Origin of the sequence: Exiguobacterium sp. s57, from assembly GCF_018617685.1 — a bacterium.
GTDB classification, from domain to species: Bacteria; Bacillota; Bacilli; order Exiguobacteriales; family Exiguobacteriaceae; genus Exiguobacterium; species Exiguobacterium marinum.
Window position 1 is genome coordinate 329,083 of the sequence record NZ_JACSKR010000001.1, and the last position, 24,508, is coordinate 353,590.

At 45.7% G+C, this 24,508-nt stretch carries 23 protein-coding genes and 1 tRNA gene; 14 read left to right on the forward strand and 10 right to left on the reverse strand.

The window, feature by feature from the left end; translation table 11 throughout:
- Positions 1 to 30: 30 nt before the first annotated feature.
- Complete coding sequence (locus KNO98_RS01690) at positions 31 to 2,004, forward strand: methyl-accepting chemotaxis protein (protein WP_214698440.1); 1,974 nt, start codon at positions 31 to 33, stop codon at positions 2,002 to 2,004.
- A gap of 43 nt (positions 2,005 to 2,047) precedes the next feature.
- Here the strand turns inward: KNO98_RS01690 and cls are convergent, their stop codons facing one another.
- The gene (cls, locus tag KNO98_RS01695; protein ID WP_371742727.1) at positions 2,048 to 3,511 is read right to left on the reverse strand and encodes a cardiolipin synthase; all 1,464 of its coding nucleotides are present in this window, start codon (positions 3,509 to 3,511) and stop codon (positions 2,048 to 2,050) included.
- Between the two features lie 84 nt (positions 3,512 to 3,595).
- Between cls and KNO98_RS01700 the strand changes: the two genes are divergently transcribed.
- From KNO98_RS01700 to KNO98_RS01715, 4 genes are all read left to right on the forward strand, one after another.
- A complete protein-coding gene (locus tag KNO98_RS01700) occupies positions 3,596 to 4,030 on the forward strand; it encodes an OsmC family protein (RefSeq protein WP_214698443.1) in 435 nt (144 codons plus the stop codon).
- A 74-nt stretch (positions 4,031 to 4,104) separates the two neighbouring features.
- Positions 4,105 to 4,593: a GNAT family N-acetyltransferase gene (locus tag KNO98_RS01705; RefSeq protein WP_214698445.1), complete on the forward strand. Its 489-nt coding sequence runs from the start codon at positions 4,105 to 4,107 to the stop codon at positions 4,591 to 4,593.
- Positions 4,594 to 4,649: 56 nt separating this feature from the next.
- Entirely contained in the window at positions 4,650 to 5,645 is a 996-nt protein-coding gene (locus KNO98_RS01710) for a Gfo/Idh/MocA family oxidoreductase (RefSeq protein ID WP_214698447.1), read from the forward strand.
- A 218-nt stretch (positions 5,646 to 5,863) separates the two neighbouring features.
- The gene (locus KNO98_RS01715; protein WP_214698449.1) at positions 5,864 to 6,904 is read left to right on the forward strand and encodes a lipid II:glycine glycyltransferase FemX; all 1,041 of its coding nucleotides are present in this window, start codon (positions 5,864 to 5,866) and stop codon (positions 6,902 to 6,904) included.
- Positions 6,905 to 6,955: 51 nt separating this feature from the next.
- Here the strand turns inward: KNO98_RS01715 and KNO98_RS01720 are convergent, their stop codons facing one another.
- A complete protein-coding gene (locus KNO98_RS01720; protein ID WP_026826040.1) occupies positions 6,956 to 7,990 on the reverse strand; it encodes a PTS sugar transporter subunit IIC in 1,035 nt (344 codons plus the stop codon).
- 262 nt (positions 7,991 to 8,252) lie between these two features.
- Between KNO98_RS01720 and KNO98_RS01725 the strand changes: the two genes are divergently transcribed.
- Positions 8,253 to 10,916: a cation-transporting P-type ATPase gene (locus KNO98_RS01725; RefSeq protein ID WP_214698450.1), complete on the forward strand. Its 2,664-nt coding sequence runs from the start codon at positions 8,253 to 8,255 to the stop codon at positions 10,914 to 10,916.
- Between the two features lie 60 nt (positions 10,917 to 10,976).
- Positions 10,977 to 11,105, forward strand: coding sequence for a hypothetical protein (locus KNO98_RS14740; protein ID WP_026826038.1), 129 nt, complete (start codon positions 10,977 to 10,979; stop codon positions 11,103 to 11,105).
- A 65-nt stretch (positions 11,106 to 11,170) separates the two neighbouring features.
- Here the strand turns inward: KNO98_RS14740 and KNO98_RS01730 are convergent, their stop codons facing one another.
- The 3 genes from KNO98_RS01730 to KNO98_RS01740 form a co-directional block, all read right to left on the reverse strand.
- Positions 11,171 to 11,443 (reverse strand): hypothetical protein, encoded by a 273-nt coding sequence (locus KNO98_RS01730; RefSeq protein ID WP_026826037.1) that lies wholly within the window; start codon positions 11,441 to 11,443, stop codon positions 11,171 to 11,173.
- Positions 11,444 to 11,507: 64 nt separating this feature from the next.
- Positions 11,508 to 12,149, reverse strand: coding sequence for a hypothetical protein (locus KNO98_RS01735; RefSeq protein ID WP_214698452.1), 642 nt, complete (start codon positions 12,147 to 12,149; stop codon positions 11,508 to 11,510).
- Positions 12,150 to 12,233: 84 nt separating this feature from the next.
- Positions 12,234 to 12,590: a PilZ domain-containing protein gene (locus tag KNO98_RS01740; RefSeq protein ID WP_026826035.1), complete on the reverse strand. Its 357-nt coding sequence runs from the start codon at positions 12,588 to 12,590 to the stop codon at positions 12,234 to 12,236.
- A gap of 152 nt (positions 12,591 to 12,742) precedes the next feature.
- Here KNO98_RS01740 and KNO98_RS01745 point away from each other — a divergent pair, with 152 nt between their 5' ends.
- Positions 12,743 to 12,988, forward strand: a complete 246-nt coding sequence (locus tag KNO98_RS01745; RefSeq protein ID WP_251129438.1) for a hypothetical protein — start codon at positions 12,743 to 12,745, stop codon at positions 12,986 to 12,988.
- A gap of 39 nt (positions 12,989 to 13,027) precedes the next feature.
- Here KNO98_RS01745 and KNO98_RS01750 read toward each other — a convergent pair whose 3' ends face one another.
- From KNO98_RS01750 to KNO98_RS01770, 5 genes are all read right to left on the reverse strand, one after another.
- On the reverse strand, positions 13,028 to 13,723 hold the full coding sequence (locus KNO98_RS01750; RefSeq protein ID WP_214698454.1) for a queuosine precursor transporter: 696 nt from the start codon (positions 13,721 to 13,723) through the stop codon (positions 13,028 to 13,030).
- Between the two features lie 327 nt (positions 13,724 to 14,050).
- A tRNA-Thr gene (locus KNO98_RS01755) sits at positions 14,051 to 14,121 on the reverse strand.
- Between the two features lie 107 nt (positions 14,122 to 14,228).
- Positions 14,229 to 16,622: an immune inhibitor A domain-containing protein gene (locus tag KNO98_RS01760; RefSeq protein WP_214698456.1), complete on the reverse strand. Its 2,394-nt coding sequence runs from the start codon at positions 16,620 to 16,622 to the stop codon at positions 14,229 to 14,231.
- Between the two features lie 138 nt (positions 16,623 to 16,760).
- Positions 16,761 to 17,552 (reverse strand): class I SAM-dependent methyltransferase, encoded by a 792-nt coding sequence (locus KNO98_RS01765; protein WP_214698457.1) that lies wholly within the window; start codon positions 17,550 to 17,552, stop codon positions 16,761 to 16,763.
- A gap of 40 nt (positions 17,553 to 17,592) precedes the next feature.
- Positions 17,593 to 17,904, reverse strand: coding sequence for a hypothetical protein (locus KNO98_RS01770; protein ID WP_026826028.1), 312 nt, complete (start codon positions 17,902 to 17,904; stop codon positions 17,593 to 17,595).
- A gap of 181 nt (positions 17,905 to 18,085) precedes the next feature.
- On the opposite strand from KNO98_RS01770, the gene KNO98_RS01775 reads away from it, so the two are divergent.
- The 6 genes from KNO98_RS01775 (at position 18,086) to KNO98_RS01800 (ending at position 24,469) form a co-directional block, all read left to right on the forward strand.
- Positions 18,086 to 18,949, forward strand: coding sequence for a cation diffusion facilitator family transporter (locus tag KNO98_RS01775; RefSeq protein ID WP_214698459.1), 864 nt, complete (start codon positions 18,086 to 18,088; stop codon positions 18,947 to 18,949).
- Positions 18,950 to 19,036: 87 nt separating this feature from the next.
- Positions 19,037 to 19,513: a GNAT family protein gene (locus KNO98_RS01780; RefSeq protein WP_026826026.1), complete on the forward strand. Its 477-nt coding sequence runs from the start codon at positions 19,037 to 19,039 to the stop codon at positions 19,511 to 19,513.
- A 47-nt stretch (positions 19,514 to 19,560) separates the two neighbouring features.
- Complete coding sequence (locus KNO98_RS01785) at positions 19,561 to 20,550, forward strand: LacI family DNA-binding transcriptional regulator (protein WP_214698461.1); 990 nt, start codon at positions 19,561 to 19,563, stop codon at positions 20,548 to 20,550.
- Positions 20,551 to 20,659: 109 nt separating this feature from the next.
- Entirely contained in the window at positions 20,660 to 21,598 is a 939-nt protein-coding gene (locus KNO98_RS01790; RefSeq protein ID WP_214698463.1) for a carbohydrate kinase family protein, read from the forward strand.
- Between the two features lie 2 nt (positions 21,599 to 21,600).
- Positions 21,601 to 23,031 carry a sucrose-specific PTS transporter subunit IIBC gene (locus KNO98_RS01795; RefSeq protein ID WP_214698465.1) on the forward strand — a complete coding sequence of 477 codons (1,431 nt, stop codon included), beginning with the start codon at positions 21,601 to 21,603 and terminating at the stop codon, positions 23,029 to 23,031.
- Positions 23,032 to 23,050: 19 nt separating this feature from the next.
- Complete coding sequence (locus KNO98_RS01800) at positions 23,051 to 24,469, forward strand: glycoside hydrolase family 32 protein (RefSeq protein ID WP_214698467.1); 1,419 nt, start codon at positions 23,051 to 23,053, stop codon at positions 24,467 to 24,469.
- The last annotated feature ends 39 nt before the right edge of the window (positions 24,470 to 24,508 follow it).

Below are 24,508 nucleotides of genomic sequence, written 5' to 3' on the forward strand. Positions count from 1 at the left end.
GAACACTTTATTCGAGGTAGGAGATGTTTTATGAAACAGAAACGTACGATTAGTATCAAGCAAAAGTTGATTGTCTTATCCGTTCTATTATTACTCATTCCAGCCACATTGATTGGAATCGTCGCTTATTCGCAGGCGAAAAGTAAGATTGAGTCTCAAATGATCCAGTCTGCCAATTCGGGGGTAGACCGGATGAACAATGAGGTCACGAACCTCATCGAGCCGATTCAAACGGACATCTCGTTTTTTGCGAATCGGATTGATGCTTCGATCTATGAAGAAGGAGAAGAGAATCAGGCGTTAGCAGAGAAGTTTACCGAGTATTTAGAGACGCATCCAAAAGTGACGAACATTTACTTTGCTTCATCGGAAGGCGCGATGACAATCTATCCTGAACAGGGATTGCCAGAAGGATACGACCCACGAACTCGTCCTTGGTATGAAGCGGCTGAAGCAAGTGGGCAAGATGTCGCCATCACGAATCCGTATGTCGATGCCTCTTCTCAAAAAATGATGATTACCGTATCGAAGAAGACAGCTGACGATAGTGGAGTAGTCGCTGTTGACGTTGATGTGAATGATATAGCCGAAGTAGCGTCAAGCATTCAAATCGGTAAAGAAGGATACGTTGCCATCTTTGACGAGGCAGAACAAGTTGTCATCCATCCGTCGACGGCTGTCGGTGAAAAAATAACTGAGCCTTGGGCGAAATCTCTCTTTGCCGAGGAAGAGGGTATTCTATCTGCAACTGAGAACGGGGAAGGTGTTGAGAAAGCGTTCGCAACGAACCCAATCACAGGATGGAAGATTGCAGGTACTTTATATGACGGTGAGATTCAGGACGAGACGGTCGGTATCCTCTGGACGACTGGATTTGTCATCATCGGAATGTTTGGTGTCGCAGCCATCCTTCTCTACTTCGTCCTTCGTTCAATCTTACGTCCATTGCGTGTATTGACTGAGGGAGCAGAACGGATCAAGGCAGGTGATTTGACAGAGCCGATTACCGTCTCATCGAACGATGAAATCGGTCGTGTCTCAGAAAGTTTTAACGAAATGAGCGATTCACTCCGTATGGTGTTACTTCATCTCGATGATTCAATCAGTCAAGTGGCCGCATCTTCTCAAGAACTGATGGCCAACTCGGCACAAAATACCATGTCGTCGGAGCAAATTGTTCAAGCGGTCGATCAAATGGCGCTCAGCGCCGATGGGTCGAAGCGACAACTCGACGACAATGCGACATCACTTCAAGCAATCACATCCGGTATCATGCGCATCTCGGAGAGCTCGATGGATGTATCCGAACTGTCGCGTGAAACGTCAAATGAAGCCGAGGACGGATCGACGACCGTAAAAGAGAACGTCAAGCAGATGCAGGCAATCGATGCGTCAGTCGTGACGTTTGAAGGGGTTATTCAGTCGTTGGCGAATCGTTCGAATGAAATCGGAGAAATCGTCACGGTCATCAACGGCATTGCAGAACAGACGAACCTATTGGCCTTGAACGCTGCGATTGAAGCGGCACGTGCAGGTGAGAATGGAAAAGGGTTCGCGGTCGTCGCGAGCGAAGTCCGAAAGCTTGCCGAACAGTCACAACAGTCGACAAAACAAATCGCAGGACTGATTGACCGGATCAAACATGAGACGGAACAATCCGTTCACTTGATGAAAGAAGTATCTACTCATACGAAAGCAGGATTGACGTCATCTGAGATGACAGCAGACCGCTTCGAGAAAATTAAAGAGCGTACAGTCGCGATGACACCGCGCATCGAAGATGTGACCGCAACTGTCGAGGAGATTGCGGCGAACGTTCAGGAAGTGGCCGCGACCGCGTCACAAATCGCTGACATCGCCGACGAAAACTCCAATGTCTCAAAACAAGTCGCAGCGACGACTGATGACCAATTGAAGTCGATTGAAGAAGTGTCACAATCAGCAAAATCACTCGCAACGATGGCGGAGGAACTTCAAGAACTCGTTTCACGCTTTAAACTTTGAAACAATGAGGCAGAGCGCTTTGCTCTGCCTCATGTCGTCGTTCTTATAAAATCGGACTGAGGAGTCGTGACACCCCTTCCCGTGCACGGACCGTCCATTTACGGGTTTCATAGTCTTCCATCGTATAAAATCGGCTGACCGCGGTGTCGGTTTCAAACAAAGAGACGAGTTCGAGGGCGACACGTTCATCATAAATGAGAGCGTTCACTTCAAAATTGAGACGGAAGCTTCGGGCATCTAAATTCGTCGTCCCAACGGTCGCAATCTCATCATCGACGACTAGGATTTTTGCGTGCAGAAATCCTTCATCATACAAGTAGACGTTCGCACCATAATCGAGCAACTCTCCGAGGAAAGAGAGGGAAGCCCACATGACGAACGGGTGATCCGGTTTTCCGGGAATCATGATATCGATTTGAATCCCGGAGAGTAACGCCATCTTACAAGCATCCATGAAGCTTGTATCAGGTATGAAGTAAGGCGTTTGAATGACGACCCGTCGTTTTGCCGACATGATCATCTTCACCATCATATTCTTTAAATGTTCCGTATCCGAGTTCGGTCCACTCGTGACGATTTGCATTGGAGACTTGTCTTTAATCTCGTGTCGCGCAAAAGAAAATGTATTTTCTGGTTCGTGGTCGCGATGGCCTGAATAGTTCCAATCCAAGATGAAACGGTGTTGAAGATGATAGACGACGTCACCTTCAACTCGCAAATGCGTGTCGCGCCAATAGCCAAATTTTTCGACGAGCCCGAGATATTCGGTGCCGACGTTAAAGCCCCCGACATACCCAATCTTCCCGTCAATGATGACGACCTTACGGTGATTTCGATTGTTCAGTTTAAAGTTGATCATTCCGAGAGTAGGTGGGAAGAAAACACGGACTTCGCCGTCGTTCGCAATCAACTCCTTAAAGTCGGAGTTTCGAAGACTCCGAGATCCGACCGCATCATAAAGGAGTCGTACTTTGACACCGGCTTTCGCACGCTCAATCAGTTCCTTCAAAAGTGCTTGGCCGAGGGCGTCACGTTGAATGATGTAGTATTGAATGTTAATCTCGGTTTCGGCAGAGCGGATATCATCCATTAGCGCTTTGAATTTTTGTTCACCATCGTGCAGGATGAGGGAACGATTATGTACGCTAATCAATGATTTAGCTGAACGTAAATTCATTTGAAGCAATTGATCGTACTTTTCAAACAATGGCTGAGCGAGCAATGTTTCTCGGGCATGAATCTGTTCGATTTGTGATTCTACTTGAAGCGCATGGAAAGAACGCTCTTCCACACTCAAATTGTAGAAGTTATCCTTCTTGAGTTGTCGTCCGAGAAAGAGGTAGATGATAAAGCCGAGCACCGGTAAAAAGAATAGGACGAGCAACCAAGCCCAGGTCGCCCCGACGTCCCTTCTTTCGGCAAAGATGACAGCGAGTGCGAACAACAGGTTTAACCCAAGGACGATATACAGTCCCCAGCTGAATAAAATGGACAAATTCAACGACATACACTCCTAAAAATCAATTTGTAGCTTAATCATACATCAAATGAGGGAATAGATTGCTATCAAATGAAATAGGGGGAGTAGACGATGGATATGGAAGTCGTATGGAAGCAAGGGATGGCGTTTGAAACGCATACGCCTTCGGGACACAAGATCACACTCGACGCGTCTGAGGATGTTGGGGGACATGACACCGGTCCTCGTCCGACCGAGATGTTACTTCACGCAACTGCATCCTGCACGGGAATCGATATCGTATCGATTTTGCATAAGATGCGTCAACCGCTCGAGTCGTTCGAGATGAAGATTGATGGGGTTCGTGCAATCGATCATCCGAAACGCTTTACAGCCATTCACATCTTATATATTTTGAAAGGCGATATGTCGGAAGAGCGGGTTCGACGGGCAATCGAACTGTCTGTTGAACGATATTGTTCCGTTTCACACAGTCTGAATGCGACATTGACCTATAGTTATGAATTAAACGAGAATGGAGTCATTCCGTTTGAAATGAAAGAGTGAGCAAGATGGTTGAAAGACATAGTGTTCTCCGTTATATTTGTATTTCAAATACTGTATAATTAAAGGAGGACGTTATGATTCGACTCGCGACGAAGCGCGATGCCAAGAGCATCGCGAACCTAATCGAACAACGAGCCGTAGCGCTAAATGAACAGGGAAGCGAACAGTGGACCGAATATTTGGAACAGGACCTCGTGAAGCGTGTGCTCACTGATATTACGGAAGGCAGTGTATATGTCTTTGAAGATAATCAACAAATTTTAGCTTCAATCGCATTGTTGCCTCCTGATGAATGGGACGACAATTTATGGGATGACAGTGAGTATGGACAATACATCCATCGAATCGTCGTCAGTGAAAAGTTAAAAGGACGCGGGGTTGGACAGCAACTCATGGAGCACGTGTTACAGTCGGCCGACGAGGATGAGCCGATCCGACTCGACTGTGTCGCTGATAATGAATTCCTCAATAGTTATTATCCACGTTTTGGTTTCGTCTATGTTGACTCCCGAAACGGGTACAATACGTTCGAATACAGATTAGATGAGAGTATGAGTGCATGAGGGTCTTTGGACCCTTTTTTTGATATAATGATTAAAGCGAAAAGGAGGATTTTTCCATGATTAAAACTATCTTAGTGGGGTTCGGCTTTTCTGCGAACACATTTCATCTCCCGTTCTTAAATACCGTTGACTCATTTGACGTGATTGGAGTCGTCTCAACGCGTCCGAGCGAAGTTCACGCCAAACTACCAGAAACTAATGTATATGAGACGTTAGAGGAAGCACTACAAGCAGATGCATCCTTGTTCATTATCACGACACCTTCTTACTTACATAAAGAGATGGTCGCTTCTTGTCTACGAGCAGGTAAAGACGTATTAGTAGAGAAACCAGCCTTTCTGACGACTGCAGAAGGATATGAGTTAATAAAACTTGAGGCGGAGACGGGTCAAATCGTCAATGTGTATCAAAATCGTCGCTTTGATGGTGATTTCTTAACGATTAAGTCGATGCTTGGCTCAAACGCAATAGGTGATTGGAAAGTAATGGAATCACGATTTGATCGCTTCCGACCGAATGTACGTGACCGTTGGCGGGAAAATGCAGGACCGGGCTCAGGCATCTTATTTGATTTAGGAAGTCATCTCATCGATCAAACGCTCGTTTTGTTTGGAAAGCCTGATCGAATTCAAGCAGATGTGATGACTCAACGAGAGGGTGGACAATCTGACGATGGGTTTCATGTGACGCTCTATTACGGAAATAAACGAGTCTATCTTCGTTCAAACCCGTTCATCGCAGGAGAAACTCCACGTTTTGAACTGCATGGAACGAATGGAAGTTTTGTGAAATACGGTCTTGATCCCCAGGAAGAGGCGCTGAAGGATGGGAAATTAGAAGCTGATATTTTAGAAACTGGTATCCTGTCTGTCGAAGATGTGGAAACGATTCAAGTTGAGAAGGGAAGCTACCTCACTTATTATCACCAGTTGGCGGAAAGTTATCAGACACGACGCCCGATTGTCTCTTTAAAAGATGCCGCATTGACAACACAAATTATTGAACTTGCTCGTCAATCGAGTGAAACAGGTGTAGTAATCACGGTGGACTGATGTCGTATCAATATCCTTCAACATGCGGATTCGCTATATAGCGGGTCCGTTTTTTAATTGTGAGTGAATCAACATACGAAAGAAATAGTGATATGTTTTTCGTAAACTACACTGTACGGAAATTGATTGTTAATAATAAAAAGTTACATTATTCATCTGTGTACTCATCCTCAAATGGGAAAAATAGTTAAGAAAATCACTTATAAAGGGGTGAGATGATGGAAACAAGAATCATCAAAGACCGAGCCGAGTGGGAATATTGGTTAAGTCAAACACAATGTGATGTATATGACAGTTATGATTATGTCAAAGTGAATTGTGGATCACATGACTCGCCAGAACTTTTTGTCGCCAATACATCAAAGGGGATGTTGATATATCCATATATCCGGAGACGAATCGATCAGCGGTATGATGATCTCGTGACAGCCTATGGTTATGGTGGACCATTTCGAGTTGGAGAGTTCACAGATGACGAAGTAAAGGTCGCTCGCCATACCTTTTTATTACGAAAAGAAAACGAAATGACGGTCACAGAGACAATTCGCTACCATCCGCTTAGAATAGATGAAGCCATCATGAAAACGTTTGGACAGGCTTTCCCTATTCGAAAAACAGTCCATGTTCAGCTGGATAAACCTTATGAACAGTTGACAGAGCGATTTCATAAAATGACGAAGCGTAATGTAAAACGGGCGACGCGTGAACAATTGACCGTTGTACAAGGTGGCGCTGAAGACATTCAAACATTTATAAGATTATATGAAGAAACCATGAATCGTCGTTCAGCGAATTGTGATTATTATTATTCAACTTCGTATTTTAGGAAATTGCTCACGAGTCAGTCGTTTGAAGCCGAGTTTTTATTTGCGCTTCATAATGAAAGCGTGATTGCAGGAGTGTTGCTGTTGTATGGAGAGACAGGTGCTCATTATCATCTAGGTGGATCGTTAAATAACTTTTTGTCACTCCGGCCAAACCATTTTCTGTTCAGTGAGATGATTCGCCGTTCAAGTAATAAAGGAAAAGTATACTTGCACCTTGGTGGGGGGGTGACAGGACAGGATGCTCTCTACGATTTTAAATCGAGTTTCTCTGGAGAAGAACCGCTCACTTATTATATTGGAAAAAGTATTCTAAAGGACGATGTGTATCAAAGGTTAAACGATGCCCATATTCAACTGCATGGAATGTCTGATTACTTTCCGATGTATCGAGCACCTGTAAAGATTGATACGCCACTTTCATCGACAAAATAAAACAATCGATGCAACAGAACGCTTGAACGTTCCGTGCATCGATTGTTTTGGTTATGCAGCATCTTCTTCTGTCGATTCGACTTTTTCAGTATGACGGACGATTGGGAAGTTTTTAAATAGGCGGCTTCCAATCAAACCAAAACCGATTCCTAAGATGAATAAAACGACAGCTGTGATTGTGACCGTTTGCCAGTCATTGAATCCATACATAACGAGAAGTCCCGGGATACCCGCAGCTGAACCAGGAGCATCATTGATCATACCCGTCATTGCCACGATCAGTCCTGCGACAGCCCCACCCACAAAGTTCACACTATAAATAGGAATTGGGTTTGCGGAAATTAAATCAGCTTGAGTCAACGGCTCAATTGCAACTGATAGTTGATCTTTCTTCGTTCCAATCTTCAATTGACGGAACAACAAGTAGTTCATCGAGATCGATGCGGTCAATGCAAGTGCGGCAATTGCCATCGGCACACCTGTCAAGCCGAGCATCGCTGTTAAAGCCATCGAACTGAGAGGGGACGTCGACACGACAGTGACAATTCCTCCTAGCACGAGCCCCATGACGACCGGGTTTTGCGTCGCCGCGAGTTCAATGACTGCACCAATTTGAGCGAGAGTGTTTGACACAAGTGGGTCTACGCCGATTGCAACGAGTCGTGCGAGTGGAGCCATCACAATGACGTAGAAGATCATATCGACCCCGGTCGGAAGATAGCGATTGATGCGTGTACCAACTAAGGCAAGGATATATCCTGCGAAAAATCCAGGAAGGATCCCGAATCCAGACACGGATAATCCAATCATCATACTATATACGGGGTTGATCCCGAGTGCGATGGCAACGAGTGCCGCCGCAGCAGGACCTGATAAGGAACCGGCTGCCTGCCCGACCTCTTCATATAGAGGAAGTGGCAGTAATCCTCCGATTGCGTAGGCGTTGAATGCTTCGACAAGGAAACTTGCGATTGCCGCACCTGCCAAGGCGCCCATCGCTTTCATTCCGAATGGTGCCTTGTAGCTGAAAAGTGTGAACAAGGCCAGGATGAGCAGTAAGAGTGCAACTCCTTGAATAATGACCATAAACTCTTCCTTCTTTCTATCTATCTGTATTCATTCATAATTTCTTCTATATTCAATGATAGAAACGCTTCTGTAAAGCCATTTTGACGAGAAAAATTAAAATTGAAGCATGATATCGTTTACATGAAGAAACAAAGAATCATGGTAGCGCTTACTTTGAAAATGACATCAATTGTACAAGTTTTGACGTGTCGAGCCGCATCAGATTGGGAACAGGTAGAGGAAAGACTGTTCATAAAGTATTGGTCGAGGAGGAAGAATCATGCAGAATGCAGACAGACAGTGGCATGCTCTCGAAGTAGATGAAGTAAAAGCAAGAGTGGAGACTGATATCGAAACGGGGCTCTCGAAAGAAAGTGTCACAAGTCGTCAGGAAGAGTTCGGTAAAAACGTGTTACCGGAGAAAGAGAAAACGCCTGAAATCATAAAGTTCTTAAGACAATTTAATGACATTCTTGTGTACGTCTTGATCGGTGCGGCAGTTGTCACCGGTTTTCTTGGTGAATATATCGATACGATTGTCATCGTCTTAGTCGTCACGGTCATCGGTGTCGTTGGATACCTACAAGAGAACAAAGCGGAAGAAGCACTAGAAGGAATCAAAAAATTGTTGGAAACGAAAGCGACCGTCATTCGTGACGGGAAACAATCCGAAATCGACTCGAGTGACCTCGTCGCCGGAGATGTACTCGTCCTCGCAGCTGGTGATAAAGTGCCAGCCGATGCCCGGGTTGTTCGGGCCGAAAAGTTCAAAGTAGAAGAGTCCGCATTGACCGGTGAAGCGACAACGGTCGAGAAAAAACCGGATATCGTCAATGAAGAAGCCGTACTCGCTGACCGTAAGAACATGGTTTACTCAGGAACGAGTGTGGCGACAGGTAGCGCTAAAGCCATCGTGACTGCGATTGGCGAAGGAACTGAGCTTGGGCAAATCAATGCATCCATCTCGGAAGTACAAACCGTCAAGACACCACTCATTCGTCAGACGACGAAATTTGGTCAAACCGTATCGATTGCCATCTTAATCATCTCTGTGGTGATTTATGCATTTGGCTATTTCATGAGAGATTATGAACCTGTCGAACTGATGCTGACGACGATTGGTCTGGCAGTCGCAGCGATCCCTGAAGGATTACCAGCTGTCATCTCCATTATCTTAGCGCTCGGAGTTCGGAATATGGCTGAACAGAAAGCGATTGTTCGAAGCTTACCATCTGTCGAGACGTTAGGCGCAGTATCCGTCATCTGTACGGATAAAACGGGAACGTTGACGAAAAATGAGATGACCGTCAAACAAATCGTGACGGCGAAACATGACATTGAAGTCTCAGGAAGTGGATATGCACCGAACGGAGACCTAGAATTGAACGGTCAACCGTTTGATTTGGATGACGATGAATCGATGATTGATCTCTTGACTGTCGGGAAGACGTGTAACGATGCACAGTTGAACGAAGAGGACGGGAGTTGGGTCATCAATGGGGACCCGACCGAAGCTTGTTTACTGACTGTCGCTGAGAAAGCGGAACGTCCGATTGAACGACTTAAAGTCATCTCTAAAATCCCATTTGATTCTGAATACAAGTACATGGCGACGCTCGTCGATTATAAAGGGGAGCGCATGATCTTCGTCAAAGGTGCACCTGACCGTCTATTTGAGATGGCATCGTCTGAAGATTTCACTGAAGAGTATTGGGACGAAAAACGGAAAGAAATTGCTGACCGAGGTCAACGTGTCCTCGGTGCCGGTTTCAAGAGAGTTGACAGTTCGAAACAATCGATTGACCATGAAGATGTTGAAAATAGTCTGACTTTCCTCGGGTTATTCGGTATCGTCGATCCGCCACGACAAGAGGCGATCGATGCTGTTGCCGCGTGTCGTGATGCTGGCATCCGAATTAAAATGATTACGGGTGACCATAAGGACACGGCCGTCGCAATCGCAAAAGAGCTCGGTATGGAAGTTGAAGGGGCGCTCGAAGGCCGCGAATTGACGGATATGTCCGATGAAGAAATCAAAGAGGCGTCCGTTCATAATGACGTGTTCGCGAGAACGAGCCCGAACGATAAACTTCGACTCGTCAAAGGGTTACAAGAGAACGGGTTGATCACCTCGATGACCGGAGACGGCGTCAATGACGCTCCAGCCTTAAAACGTGCAGATATCGGGGTATCGATGGGAATCAAAGGGACGGAAGTCGCTAAAGAAGCCTCTCAGATGGTTCTTGTCGATGATAACTTCAAAACAATCTATAACGCCGTCCGTGAAGGTCGCCGAGTATATGATAACTTGAAGAAAACAATCCTCTTCTTACTCCCTACAAACGGTGGACAGGCGTTACTCGTTGCGATGAGTATCTTGCTTGGGGCAGCAGCACCACTCAGTCCTGTTCAAATTTTATGGGTGAACATGGTCGTCGCAATCACCTTATCACTGGCAATTGCCTTTGAACCTCTTGAAGAGAGTACGATGAAGCGTCCTCCACGACCGGCGAACGTGCCACTTCTCAGTCGCTATTACATTTTCCGTGTCACATTCGTGTCGATATTGATTGGAGGAGGTAGTTTGTGGATTAATTACATGCTCGGTGATTTCGATTATTCAACCGAGAAATTACAGACAATTACCTTAAATGCAATCGTCATGGCACAGTTATTCCATTTATATAACTGTCGCACCGAGTTGGTCCCTGCGTTCAATCGTCGGTTCTTCGACAATAAGATCGCTTTCATCGTATCAGGTTTACTCATCGCTCTTCAATTGTTCATCACGTACGTGCCGTTCATGCATACGCTGTTCGGGACTGCACCACTTACGTGGGAAGATTGGATTTACCCAGTGGCATTTGGAGCCGTGGTGTTTGTCATCGTTGAAATCGAAAAAGCTATCTCAAGACGAGTGATCGGAAATCAAAACATTCACTAATACGTTTCATGTATGTAGAAAACGGATAAACAAAAGGAGTAACGACGAAGGAGGGATACGATGAAACGAGATGAATCACAACCAGGGGTACATCCAGATCCAATTCCAGATGATGAATCGAACCCGGCTAAGAAGCCGGCTCCGACACAACACCCTGACCCAAATCCCGAAGAAGAATCGGACGAATAAACAAGTTACCTGTGTATAATAAAACCTCCTCGTCTGAATCGGCGAGGAGGTTTTTGGTGTAGAGGTTACTTTGTCATTTTTGAGGAACGGCTGTTTTGTAGACGATTGAACTTTTTCTCATCCGTATGTTCTGTGATGATAAAATCGCCGACGGGACATTCCCATTTTCCTTTTGCGACAACGCATTCACGCAATGTCACCTGGTCATCATACAGATCAAGCTCTAGTGTTTCTTTTAAAAATTGATCTACTTTTTGATTTGGCACTTTAGCATATTCATTCAATTCGAGTACTTCATTTTTAACAGTCACATAAGATGTGACCTGAAAATAGCGCATGTGATGGTCTCCTTTATAACAAATCTAATTTTTAGTATAGCCGTTTATGAGACAAAGCGGGACATCAATGTTGCATTTCAACACGTTCGCGCTTCGGAGGAGCTTCGTTAAACGGTTTCTGATGTCGAATGATGAGCCAGAAGATTAAGCCGAACAGCGGGATGTACGGAAGTGGCCAAAGGCTCATCTTATAGCGTTTCGCATCCCGATTCATTAATATGATTTGAATGAACGCCAATAAGAAAAAGTCAACGGTCATCGTTCGCACAAACTGATTATTCTCTACATACGACCAATATTCTGAGACATTTCCCGTATTCGCGGCAGCGATGAACAGTCCGATTGTCACTAATAGCAACACGACACCAAGGATACGCGTCGGAAGCGGTTTGACCGGAGTCGGGTAAGGCGACTGTCTCGCAAAAGCCAAATAAGGAGCGAGTAGAAAACCACCGATAAAAAAACTACTGATGGCAGCGATGAGCGGATTCGGCTTCAGCTGATTCACTTCTGACCAAAGAAGCGGGAACATCGCTAATGGAAACACACCTAAGATACTAAAGAGTGAGAGAGAATAGCCTTCGTACGCATCGGTATTATAAGTCAAAAAGTCGATTAGAAAGCGCCCGTCAAACGGGACGTTCTGACCTAAGATGGCCAACGCGATAGCCGCCCCCCATGGAATCAATAAAAATTTTCTAGTCATACGAACACCTCGCCAATGATTGATAGTTGTAGTATACCCTCTTTTGTAAACACGAAAAAATGAGAAGATGCATCATGCATGTTCTCATTTATTTTCACGTGCATACGTTTTTATCATCGTGACGAGTTGTTGGGTTTCTTCCATTTTTATATCAAGCATGATTCCATAGTCATAAAGAGTTCCCAATTGATTGCGATGTTTAACGTATCCAATCAGTTCGATCGGTTGGAGAGTTGGAACGAGATCGAGGACAAAATGTACTTGTAAGTCATTAGAAAGTGGAAAGAGATAATCCGAGCGTAATTTTAATCCGTGAGAACTTACATTGAGAAGTAGCCCCTCGCCATCATATAATTCTTTGTCTCCCCAAATCAGTTTGTAAGGAATTATACGCGGATTTGGTAGTATGTAGCGGAAAGTTTCCTGTCTGCGATAACGCATCAATTCACCCCATTTCTCTACTCGTTATATCGGTACAGGATAATTAAAAATGAAGAGGAAATGCTTATAAAAATTATTATGTACTTGCTTTACAAAAGTAAAAACGCTTTCTATAATAAGTGTACGTTTTGAACAGGGAGGAGATCAGATGAATGTCCATGATTTACTCCGGCGATACGCGATTCAATCACCAGTCATTTACGAAAAAAAAACATAACGGGGAATGGGTTAAACTTGAGCGTTTGCCTGTCTATACCATTCTTGAGGTCGAAATGAATGATCAAACGATTGAGGCGGTCGCCATTGATGCGTTTAAGGCCATCACAGTTTGTCGAGATGAGACGTCGATTGAAGCCGCTCGGCCTTATGCTGTACGTATCCAAATCGAACGACCATGAAGAAATGCCGTAACTTCAAACGAGAAGTTACGGCATTTCTTATGCAGCATCTTGTTTTGTTTCGTCTTGTGGATTTGTCCGTTTTGCATAATACATGAATGGTGTAGCCATCCATGCAATTACAAACTTCGCCACGTACGTCGTGATAAAGATATTCCACCAAATGTCCCATTCCATCCCCCAGAAAGCGATAATACAGAACGTGAACGTATCAATCAATTGAGATAATACGGTCGAACCGGTTGTCCGGAGCCATAGCTTTTTCTCGCCCGTTTTTGCGCGAATTTTCGAATAGACGAAGACATCGAACAATTGAGAGACTAAATAGGCGGCAAGGCTACCGAGTGTGATCAATGGTAGCATCGAGAAGAGTGCCTCAAAACTCTCGTGCATGAAGAGCGCCTCTTCAAACGGTTCATACAAAAGGGCGTACTGCATGAGTACCGTTGAGACGATCAAAATGAAAAATCCGAGCCATACCCCTTTTCGGGCAGCTGCTCGCCCGTATTTTTCATTCAAAATGTCCGTCGCTAAGTAAAGCGAACCGTAGACGATGTTACCGAGCGTAAAAATGTATCCGCCAATTACAATCTGTTGCGTGACTTGAATATTTGCGACGACAGAAGCCATCGCAATCCAAGCGTATAGTCCGACCCGACCAAATAATTTGTAGCTAACGACGAGAAGACCGAGTGTAAGGATGGCGGAAGGAATCCATAACCATTCGTTTAGCATGAATCATGCTCCTTCCTTTAACTATTCAATAATTTCAACTTTTCAAGTTTATAGAGGAACGGAAATGATGTCAAGGTGAGGGGAGAGGAAAAGGGTCCACTTAGGTAAACACTGTAAAATTGAAAAACCTTCTTCTATATCAAAAAAGTGCTAGTGGAAACTTCTGTGAAGTGCAATCGTTCGACAAATCTACGGGCCATTCGACAAAGTGTCATTCGCGACATGAAAAATAAGAAAGTGGGAACAAAGTGGGAACGGGCAAAAAGAAAGCACCCCCTGTCATAAACAGGAAGTGCCCTAAACCGCATTGTTAAGCGGTATTATTGATGCCTCCGACGAGAATCGAACTCGTGCTGCAGCATTACCATTGCTGAGGTCTGCCACTAACCTACAGAGGCGTTACACCCACTATGTTACACAGGTTAATCGCCTTTTTCAAGCTTTTTCAGAATAATAAGACCTCTAGTCTTCGGTAACCGAAGACTAGAGGTCGGATGAATCATGCTTATTTTGTTCGGATCCACACAGCACCTGCAGAGTTGTCTTTCGCTTCACCGACTACGTCAATGACAAGGCCGTATTGCGGGAGTTTACGTCCTGCATCTGGAATGAGTGAGTTGATGTACGAATTCGCATCATTGAACTGCTTCACGCCAGCTTGTGCTTTGTAGTCATAGATACCACGACTTGGTGAATCGATATACCAAGCGAGCGTCTTATCGAGACTGAATGCAGCGTCAGCGATTTGGTAACGTGTGCTACCTGTCACTGTCTGTTGTCCATTCAAGTTACCGATAAGCGCTTGTGGATGTGAATCGACGACACCGAGGAAGCCTTCACCAGGGTGGACACCGACCCAGTTGTCTGTATACGAGTCATCACCGTACCATACGACTAGACCTGTGTTGTATTTCACGCCACGGCCGTTGAGAAGACCCATATCCGACCCGGCATGGTTACGCCACTCGAGGTAGTAGTAGTGTGGTTTTGAATCGTATCCGTCTGAAGAAACGAATCCATCGAGAGTGACGGCTTCAGCGCCTTCCGCATCATCTGCGAAGAGCGTTGTTGATTCTGATTTGATTGACAAGTTGTCGACTGCGAAGCCTTTCATCGCGACGCCGCCGTCTGTCACGTATTCAAAGACGATTTGAACATCTTGTCCAGCAAATTGTGAGAGGTCGTATGATTTGTTGACCCATGCCCCGTTCGTCGTCTCAGCAGGGTAACCTGCTTCGTTTGCACCGTTGACGTCGTCACCGAATACATCGAGAACGACTTCTTGACCACCGCTGAGGGCTTTAATGTACAAGTAATCATAGTCAGATTCGACTTCATAGAATGAATCGAATGTGAGGACTCCGTCAGCACCGAGTTTCACACTTGGTGTCGCCATCTCTGTGTGGATGTCGTCACCCTTTGTCGAGTAGTAATAGCGATCGCCATAAGCTGGTTCGATTCCTTTTATCTTCTTATCAGGAAGGTTGACTTTGACGATGCCTGGGTTGTTTGATTTCGTCACAGATTGGTCGAGTTGTGAGACGAACCCTTGTGAGTTGATGTCTTCAAGGTCGACTTCTGTGATGTTCGCCCAGTTTCCACCCATGATTTTTTGGAAGTACTCTTTGTTTTGTGGTGAGAAGCTTGTCGGTTCCGTACCTGCGACTTTACCGGCCCAGCTACCGCCACTCATGATAGACCATGACTGTACCGGCTCACCTTGACCTGTGTACTGCGTATCGTACTCATCTGGAAGACCGAGATCATGTCCAAATTCGTGTGCGAAGACTCCGACTGCGCCATCTTCAGGTTGAATCGTATAATCGTACGCAGCCATTTTTCCGCCCCAGTAAGGAACTGTAGCTTCTGTGTCGGCTACTGGATATACACCGTCGAGAACCCAGCGGTGTGACCAAACCGCATCGTCACCAAGCGCACCACCACCAGCTTCTTGACCAGTACCTGCGTGGATAATCATCAAGTGATCTACGAGACCGTCCGGCTCGTTGAAATCGCCGTCTCCATCTAAGTCGTAAAGGTCATATTGGTCGTGCTCTGCGAGGTCGATACCAGATGCGACCGCTGCATTCAACGCATCTTTGACGAGTTGACGTGGACCAGGCCCGACGTTATCGTGTCCACCATCACCTTTGTCCGCCCCATAGTCTTTCGCAGTCCCTGGAACGGTCAACCATTCAGAAACTTCACCATCAACTGTGTAGCTTCCACCTGATTGTTCTTCATAATACTGTTTGAACGTCCGGACTTTCTCTCCATTGAAGAGTTCGAATGACTTGTCACCAAACATATAGTTCTCGTAATGTTCTTTACTGAAATTATCACTATACATATAGCCCGGTTCTTGGGTGATGTTGTTGTGTTTGAAATCGCTATACTCGACGAGAAGGACGAGGACTTTGTCTTCACGAACAGCTCCGTTGTATGCAGATTGTTGTGCAGGGGATACTTTTACTTGACCATTTGGTTTTCCTTTTCGATAGTTCGCTTGTCCTTTTTTCGCTTTGTCGAGAATTCGTTCTGTTTCTTTTTCGAATTGAGTATGTACCTTCTCTTTTGCTTTTGAAGCCTTTTCATTCAGTTTTTCATCATGCTTATGTGAATCTTTTGCTGCACCTTGCTTTTTCGAGATATATGCGTCGACCGCTTTCATACGTTCAGATGCAGATAACCCCTTTTTGATGACGCCCCGTTTCTCGAGCGCTTTCGCGAGACGGTCTTCGTCGATAATGTTGTGGTCGAACGGAGCGAGTTCGCTCGTTGCCGGACCGGGTGGCGCAACCGCTAAAGGGGCAGCACCTGCAGCCGGAACGATACTGACTGTCATGGCAGAAGTCATGAGAGCCGCGAGTGTCGTTCGACGAATAGAACGTTTTTTCATTTGTGTGAACCTCCTGTAAATAGATAATGGGAAAATGTGTGAGCTTGATGTAAATGTACCTTTTGTGTCTGATTAATGTCAATATTCAGAAAATAATAAACAAAAAAGGAGTCTAATGACCTATTTAGTCAATATGAACTAAATAGACTTAGACTCTAGGTCGATATATCCGTAATGGAACTTCGACGTTTTACGTTTTATATGAGTGAAACCATAGCGTTCAAAGGTATCGCTCTCAAAATGCGCCTTCAAGACAATTCGTTTCTTGGCTACGCGTTTTGCTTCGGCAATCAACTCTTGAGTGAGAGGAGAAGTGTCGGCAATCGAGCGAAGTGGGTTCAAATGAACCGATTCTGAAATCGTTTTTTCAAACATCGGATCAAAGTAAATACAATCAAACGAATTTTCCGCACACGTTTTCAAATAGTCGAGTGAATTGGCGTGAACGACCTCAATGCGGCGCATCGCCTCAGTCACATGCTCATCTTTTTCTACCCAAACGGCCATGCCTTCTCGAACGAGTTGCGCCGTGATAAATTGACTTTCGATTCCGACCATTTTTCCTGTTGTGCCGACTGCATGGCTCATGACGATGCTGTCCGATCCCAGACCGAGCGTACAATCTAACATTCGATCACCCAGTGTAGCTTGTAATGCATCAATGAGTGGATCTGTTCCACCACGACTAAGTTGTTTCACTCGAAAGACCGAGCTAGAAGGATGAAAAAAGAATGGTTCTGTACTGTGCAGTGGTGTGTATTCGACGCGTCGTTTATCAAACACAAGTACATCTTGGTGATGGCGTTTCTTCAGCTCATCAATCGAATGTTTGCGTCGATCGACAAACTTCAACTTGTACTCTGCAGCATATCTATGCGCCCGAGACAAAACTTCGTCTGTCGGGCGTAAACAGGTGGTTACGATATACATGTTACTAGCTCCTCCATAAAAAATGAGACGCCGCTGCGTCTCATTTTTTCTTACTGAGTAAGTCTGATAGTTCATCGATAAGTGCTTTATGAGAAGCAAGTTCTTTCTTCTTCTCATCGTTTACGTTCACCGGACGCTTTGAACGGCTTTGCAGTGCTTCAAGCGTCTCATCGATTGATGATTTCAACGTATCTCGTTCTTCAGGTTTCAAGGATACTTCATGCGGATTTTCTCCAGAGGCATCTAGCTCGCGAAGGCGTGCCATCAATTGCTTCGCCTCGCGATTCAAATCGACGAGTAACCTGTCAATTTGTTCCAATCTTAATTTGATTCCATCTCGTTCTGTAAACATTTGTTTCACCTCTTTTTACGGTTTAACCCTAAGGTCTCTTCCTGTTTACTTTACCATAAAATTTGTTAAACGAAACTACCGGGAATTTATTCCATTTATTTTGGCTGTAAGAAACATTGTTTCTCTATCCCCACACGAAGTTCACCTGCTATACTAACTGAGCTAAAAAGGAGGTGGGGGGATGGAAACGACAAATCATCCACCAAAAGCGCTCAAAGGAGCGATTGTATCGATCACAACCTATTTGATCTTATCTATAGTAAAAGTATTTTTTGGTTATCTATATGAATCTGAGGCTGTGCTAGCCGATGGATTCAACAATACGACAGATATTATCGCGTCGGTCGCCGTATATATCGGAATTCGGGTTGCGGCTTTTCCTCGAGACGCTGAACATAAATACGGACACGCGAAGATGGAAACAATCTCGGCGTTAGTTGCTTCATTGATCATGGTTGCAGTCGGTATCTTTGTATTCTTCAATAGCCTGTCTAACTTAATCGGAGGAGAATATGCAGAACCGAACCCATTAGCAGCCGTCGTCGCGTTCATCAGTGCGCTCGTCATGTTCGCTGTATATCGCTTCAATTTGAATCTTTCGAAGAAAACAAAATCACTGGCGCTAAAGGCAGCGGCGAAAGATAACTTGGCAGATGCGATGATTTCGATTGGGGCAACACTCGGTGTTCTATTCGCATATTTTCAGCTCCCTTGGATGGACACGGTTTTGGCAGTTGTCATTGCCGGTATGATTATCCGCACAGCGATACAAATCTTCTTAGATGCCACACATCAACTCTCAGATGGGTTCCCGCCACATCTTGTGGAATCATATGAGGAGACAATCGAACAGTTCGAACGTGTGAAAGAAGTCCGTGAAATCAAAGGACGACATTTAGGGAATCACGTGATGCTCGACGTGACAATTGCAGTTGATGGGGATTTGACGGTGGATTCGGCTCATGAATTGTGTGACGAAATCGAACGGAAACTGGATGAACAACATGCTGTCGACTCGGTTCATATTCATATTGAACCGATATGACGTTCGGTTATCTTTTGCGCTTCATGAGTAGATTCGTTTATAATAAGCGCAGACAGATATTGAACTACTAGTTAAGGAGGGCACGGGATGAACATCGTGCGTCAACCTATTCGCCAAATTGATGAGATCGAATATGAACACTTTCAAAAATACGGAGAAAACTCATATGGTGTTTCTGCCGAAGAGTTGAAAGGCATCTTTGAAGAGATGGGGACAGAACAACTCTATCACGCAAAAGAGCACAGCTATGGAGAAGACTTTTATTATGATTTGATGGTCGACGACGAACTTGTCGGTAAAGTATTGTTGCTCAAGCTTGCTAGAGTATATCAACTCGACCTGATGGTGTTTGATCCGTATAAAAATAAAGGGTATGCGACTGAAGGGCTACGTCTTGCCTTACTAGATTCGGAGTTATTAGACGGACAGACCGTCCGCGCTGGCATTCCACCAACGAGTCCTCACCAACAAGAGATGCAACAAGTCCTTTTGCGAAATGGATTCGAAAAGCGGAACGGCCTGTATTATTTAAATTTTAAGAAACGATATGTAGTAAACCATTAAGCTGACGGCGTCTCGCACGTCAGCTTTTTTCATATGGAGGGGTAATGATGAAACAAGTCACCATTAAAGATATCGCCGAGCTCGCAGGAGTCGCAAAAAGTACAGTCTCGCGTTATTTGAACGGAGGTTCTGTCGGCAAGGCGACGAGAGAAAAACTCGACCGGGTCATTCGAGAGACGAATTATGAACCGAATCAGTTCGCGCAAAGTCTCAAATCGAAACAGACGAAGATGATTGGTGTCATCGTTCCACGGCTCGATTCGTACGCTGCCTCACGGACGATGATGGGGATCGATGAACAGCTCACAGAACGAGGATATCAGATGCTCGTCGTCAATACGGCACAGCAGACAGAGCGTGAAATCGAACAATTATACAACTTGACCAAACAAAAGGTTGCAGGGATCATTTGGCTTGGGACAACGGTCACAGAGCGTCACCTTGAGGCAATTGAAGCGATCCAGATCCCTGTCTTGCTAATTGGTCAGCGGCATGACAATGTGCACAGCCTTGTCTATCCTGATTTCGATGCAGCCTATGCGCTCGGTACACGATTTACGGAGTGGGGTCACCGGAACGTCATCTATGTGGGTGTGTCTGAGGTGGATATCGCCGTCGGACAGGATCGACGTGACGGTTTTTTAACAGCATTTCAGAAAACAGGAGCACGTGTCAAAATTATTCAAACAACGTTTAAAATTGATGATGCGATCCCGATCGGTGAACAACTGTCTGAAGAGATTGGCTTAATCTCTCTCATCGTCTGTGCGACAGACAACATCGCACTTGGCGTATTGAAAGGATTGGCGAATCGTGGTATCTCTGTCCCGAATGATGTTTCTGTCAGTGGTTTCGGAGGCTACGATTTTACGGAAGTCTTACATCCATCCATCACGACCGTCCGTCTTCCATATCGCCGAACTGGTGCTAAAGCAGCCGATATGATGTTGCAACTTTTACATGGTGAACAAGTTCCGATGAAAACGTTCACAAATTTCGAATTAAAAGTGCGCGAAAGCGTTGACAATATAAAATAAATGATTTATATTCGTGTTGCGGAACCGGTTCCGTAACATTTTTTTAAATCATTTTGGAACCGGTACCAATCATACTTAGAACTTATTATGATTTATGGAGGTGGACGATATGAACACCGTACATTGTATCGGAGAGTTGTTGATTGACTGGGTGTGTGAGGATGCTTCGAGCGACCTCGTCAACGGCACGACGTTCGTCAAAAAAGCAGGAGGCGCACCTGCGAATGTCGCGGCAGTCGTCAGTAAGCACGGGGGACAATCGAGTTTCCTCGGACAGGTTGGAGATGACCCGTTTGGTCTCTTCTTGAAACAGACGTTGATCGAGAACGGCGTCCGAACAGAAAACCTTGTGGAATCTGGAAATACGACATTTGCATTCGTATCGATTCAAGAGGACGGAGAGCGGGACTTCACATTCCGTCGCGGAAGTGACGGAGAGTTCGCTTTCGAGTCGATCGACTTATCGGTAATCGAGTCAGGAGACATCATTCATTTCGGCTCGGCGACAGCATTACTTGATGGAAAATTGAAAGACGCGTACTTCAAGTTATTGCAATTTGCAAAGCGGGATGGCTTGTTTATCTCGTTCGACCCGAACTATCGAGATGCATTGATCACGGACCTCGAGCAATTTAAACAAGATGCGAGACACTTCATCGCGGAATCGGACTTCATTAAATTGAGCGAAGAAGAAGCACACTTGTTAACCGGAGAAGAACAACTAGAAGACGCTGTTCGTGCACTGCTTGAATTAGGTGCAAAACAGATTGCCATCACACTAGGGTCTCGTGGGACGTTGATTGCGACAAGCGCGCATCATGAAATCGTTCCTTCAATCTCAATCGACAGTGTCGATTCGACGGGAGCGGGAGATGCGTTCGTCGGTGCCTATTTGTATCGTTTGGCGACACTCGGATTTGATTCGGCGCGATTACTGGCTGACATTGAATATGCAAACGTAACAGGAGCATTGACTTGTACGGCATACGGCGCTATACCAGCCATTCCATCACGAAAACTTGTAAATGAAACGTTAGGAGGGAAATGAAAATGGATTACAAAAAAGAAGCAGCATCGATCTTAGAGGCGATTGGTGGGAAAGAAAACGTTGCGGCAGCCGCCCACTGTGCGACTCGCCTTCGACTCGTATTGAACGATGAGTCGAAGGTCGATGAGAAAGCTCTCGAACAACTCGATGTTGTCAAAGGGACGTTCTCTACGGGAGGACAATACCAAATCATCATCGGACAAGGTACGGTCAACAAGGTATATGCCGAGTTCTCACAGATGACTGGTCTTGGAGACATGTCAACGACAGACGTGAAGTCAGCCGGAGCGAAAAAGATGAACCCGCTCCAACAGTTCGTCAAAATGTTATCCGATATCTTTGTTCCAATCATCCCGGCCATCGTCGCCGGCGGTCTCTTGATGGGGATCAACAACTTATTGACGGCACCGGATTTGTTTTTTGACGGACAATCGTTGATTAATCAGTATCCAGGCATGGCGGATCTCGCAGCGATGATCAATACGTTCGCAAACGCTGCCTTCGTCTTCTTACCAGTACTCATAGGGTTCTCCGCAGCCAAGCGGTTTGGTGGTAATCCATATCTTGGTGCGGCACTAGGAATGATCATGGTTCACCCGGACTTGATTAACGCATATGCACAGGCAACGGTTGAAGACATTCCGGTTTGGAACATCTTCGGTCTTGAGATTGAAAAGTTAGGATACCAAGGACAAGTCTTACCAGTCCTCGTCTCGACGTATATTTTATCGAAGCTTGAAATCAACATCCGGAAGTTCATGCCGGCGTCACTTGACATCTTGCTTACGCCATTACTTTCACTTCTCTTCACAGCGTTCATCACGTTCGCTTTCGTGGGTCCAATCACACGTGAAGCAGGGAACCTAATCATTGATGGATTGGTGTGGACGTATGATTCACTCGGATTCGTCGGTGGCTTGATCATGGGTCTTCTCTACGCCCCAATCGTGATCACAGGGATGCACCATAGCTTTATTGCGATTGAGACACAGCTTCTCGCTGATATCGCCGAAACTGGCGGATCGTTCATCTTCCCGATTGCTGCGATGTCAAACGTCGCACAAGGGGCAGCTACCCTTGCGGTCTTCTTCTTAACTGCTGATAAGAAGATGAAAGGGGTCGCCTCAGCATCAGGAATCTCTGCACTACTTGGAATCACAGAGCCTGCCATGTTCGGGGTCAACTTAAAACTTCGTTATCCGTTCATCGCAGCCATCGTCGGTTCAGCCATCGCCTCTGCGTTCATCGTTGGAAACGACGTATTGGCAGTAGCGCTCGGTGCTGCCGGATTACCAGGTATTATTTCAATCGCACCGGGTTCGATCATCTCGTATATCATTGGCATGGCCATCGCCTTCGCCGTGACATTCGGATTGACATTCATCCTCGCGAAACGACAAGCAAAAAAAGAAGCGGTCAAACAAGCCGCATAACAAAAAAGGAAGTGACACTATGAATTGGACGAAGGCCGAACGTTATCGTTCACTCCGTGACGTGAGCGCCCTCGAGATGGAGGTGCTCCGTGCAAAGACGACCGCATCCCCATGGCGGTTTGGATACCACATCCAGCCGCCTACGGGCCTCCTCAATGACCCGAACGGCTTCACGTATTACGATGGAGAATACCATTTATTTTATCAATGGTTTCCGCTAGGGCCAGTTCACGGTCTCAAACATTGGTACCATGTCAGTTCAACCGATCTCGTCCATTGGACAGACCGCGGGGTGGCGTTAGTCCCTGAAACGAAAGAAGATTCCCACGGTGCCTACTCTGGAAGTGGTTTCGTTGTAGACGACACCCTTCATGTGATGTATACCGGGAATCATCGCACAGACGATTGGACGCGTCACGCCTCGCAAATTATCGGTGTATTGCGTGACGGGATGATTGAACGTCGAAATGTGGCCATCCCGGATATTCCAGCAGGCTATACGGAACATTTCCGTGACCCGAAGGTGTGGGAAGAAGATGGAACGTATTACGCGATTGTCGGTGCGCAACGCACGGATGAGACGGGATGTGTCGTCTTATATCGTTCGACCGATTTAAATGACTGGACGTTTTTAGGTGAAGTAAAGACCGAACTCGAAGAGTTTGGTTACATGTGGGAATGTCCTGATGTGTTCGAACTTGACGGGAAACACGTGCTCATCTTTTCTCCGCAAGGGATCAAGCCCGAGGGTCATCGCTACCACAACATCTATCAGTCCGGATATTTGACCGGTGACCTCGACTTGAATACGAGTACATTCAACCACGGTGCATTCGAAGAATTGGACTTCGGGTTTGACTTTTACGCCCCGCAAACGACGGAGCATGATGGCCGTCGCATCTTAGTCGGTTGGATGGGCTTACCGGAGATTGAATATCCGACAGACCGGTACGGCTGGGCGCATGCATTGACGCTACCTAGAGAGCTGTCACTTGAAAATGGCGTATTGAAGCAACGTCCAGTCCCTGAAATGAAGCAACTCCGAACTAATCATTTCGTAAATGAATCAGGCGCGCATATCGAAGTGATTTCGCCCGAACGTTATGAATTGGAATTGTCGACGTCCGGAGAAGACTTCGAGCTCGAACTGTTGAAGACAGAAGATGAGTCGCTCGTGATTCGGTACAAGAAAGAAACACAGGAATTGACCATCGATCGGACGAATGCGGGTGAACCGTTCGCAACCGAGTTCGGGACGACCCGAACAATAGTGCTCGATGTCACGTCTTTACATCTGTTCGTCGACTCGTCGAGTGTCGAATGTTTCGTCAACGACGGTGACGCTGTGGCCACGCTTCGTGTTTTCCCAAATGATGACGAGAAACGGATTCGCTATGTCGGAGAGGATGCAACTTTGGTTGGTTGGAAATATGAATGAGTGTAAAAGCTGAGCGATTGCTCGGCTTTTTTATTTTGC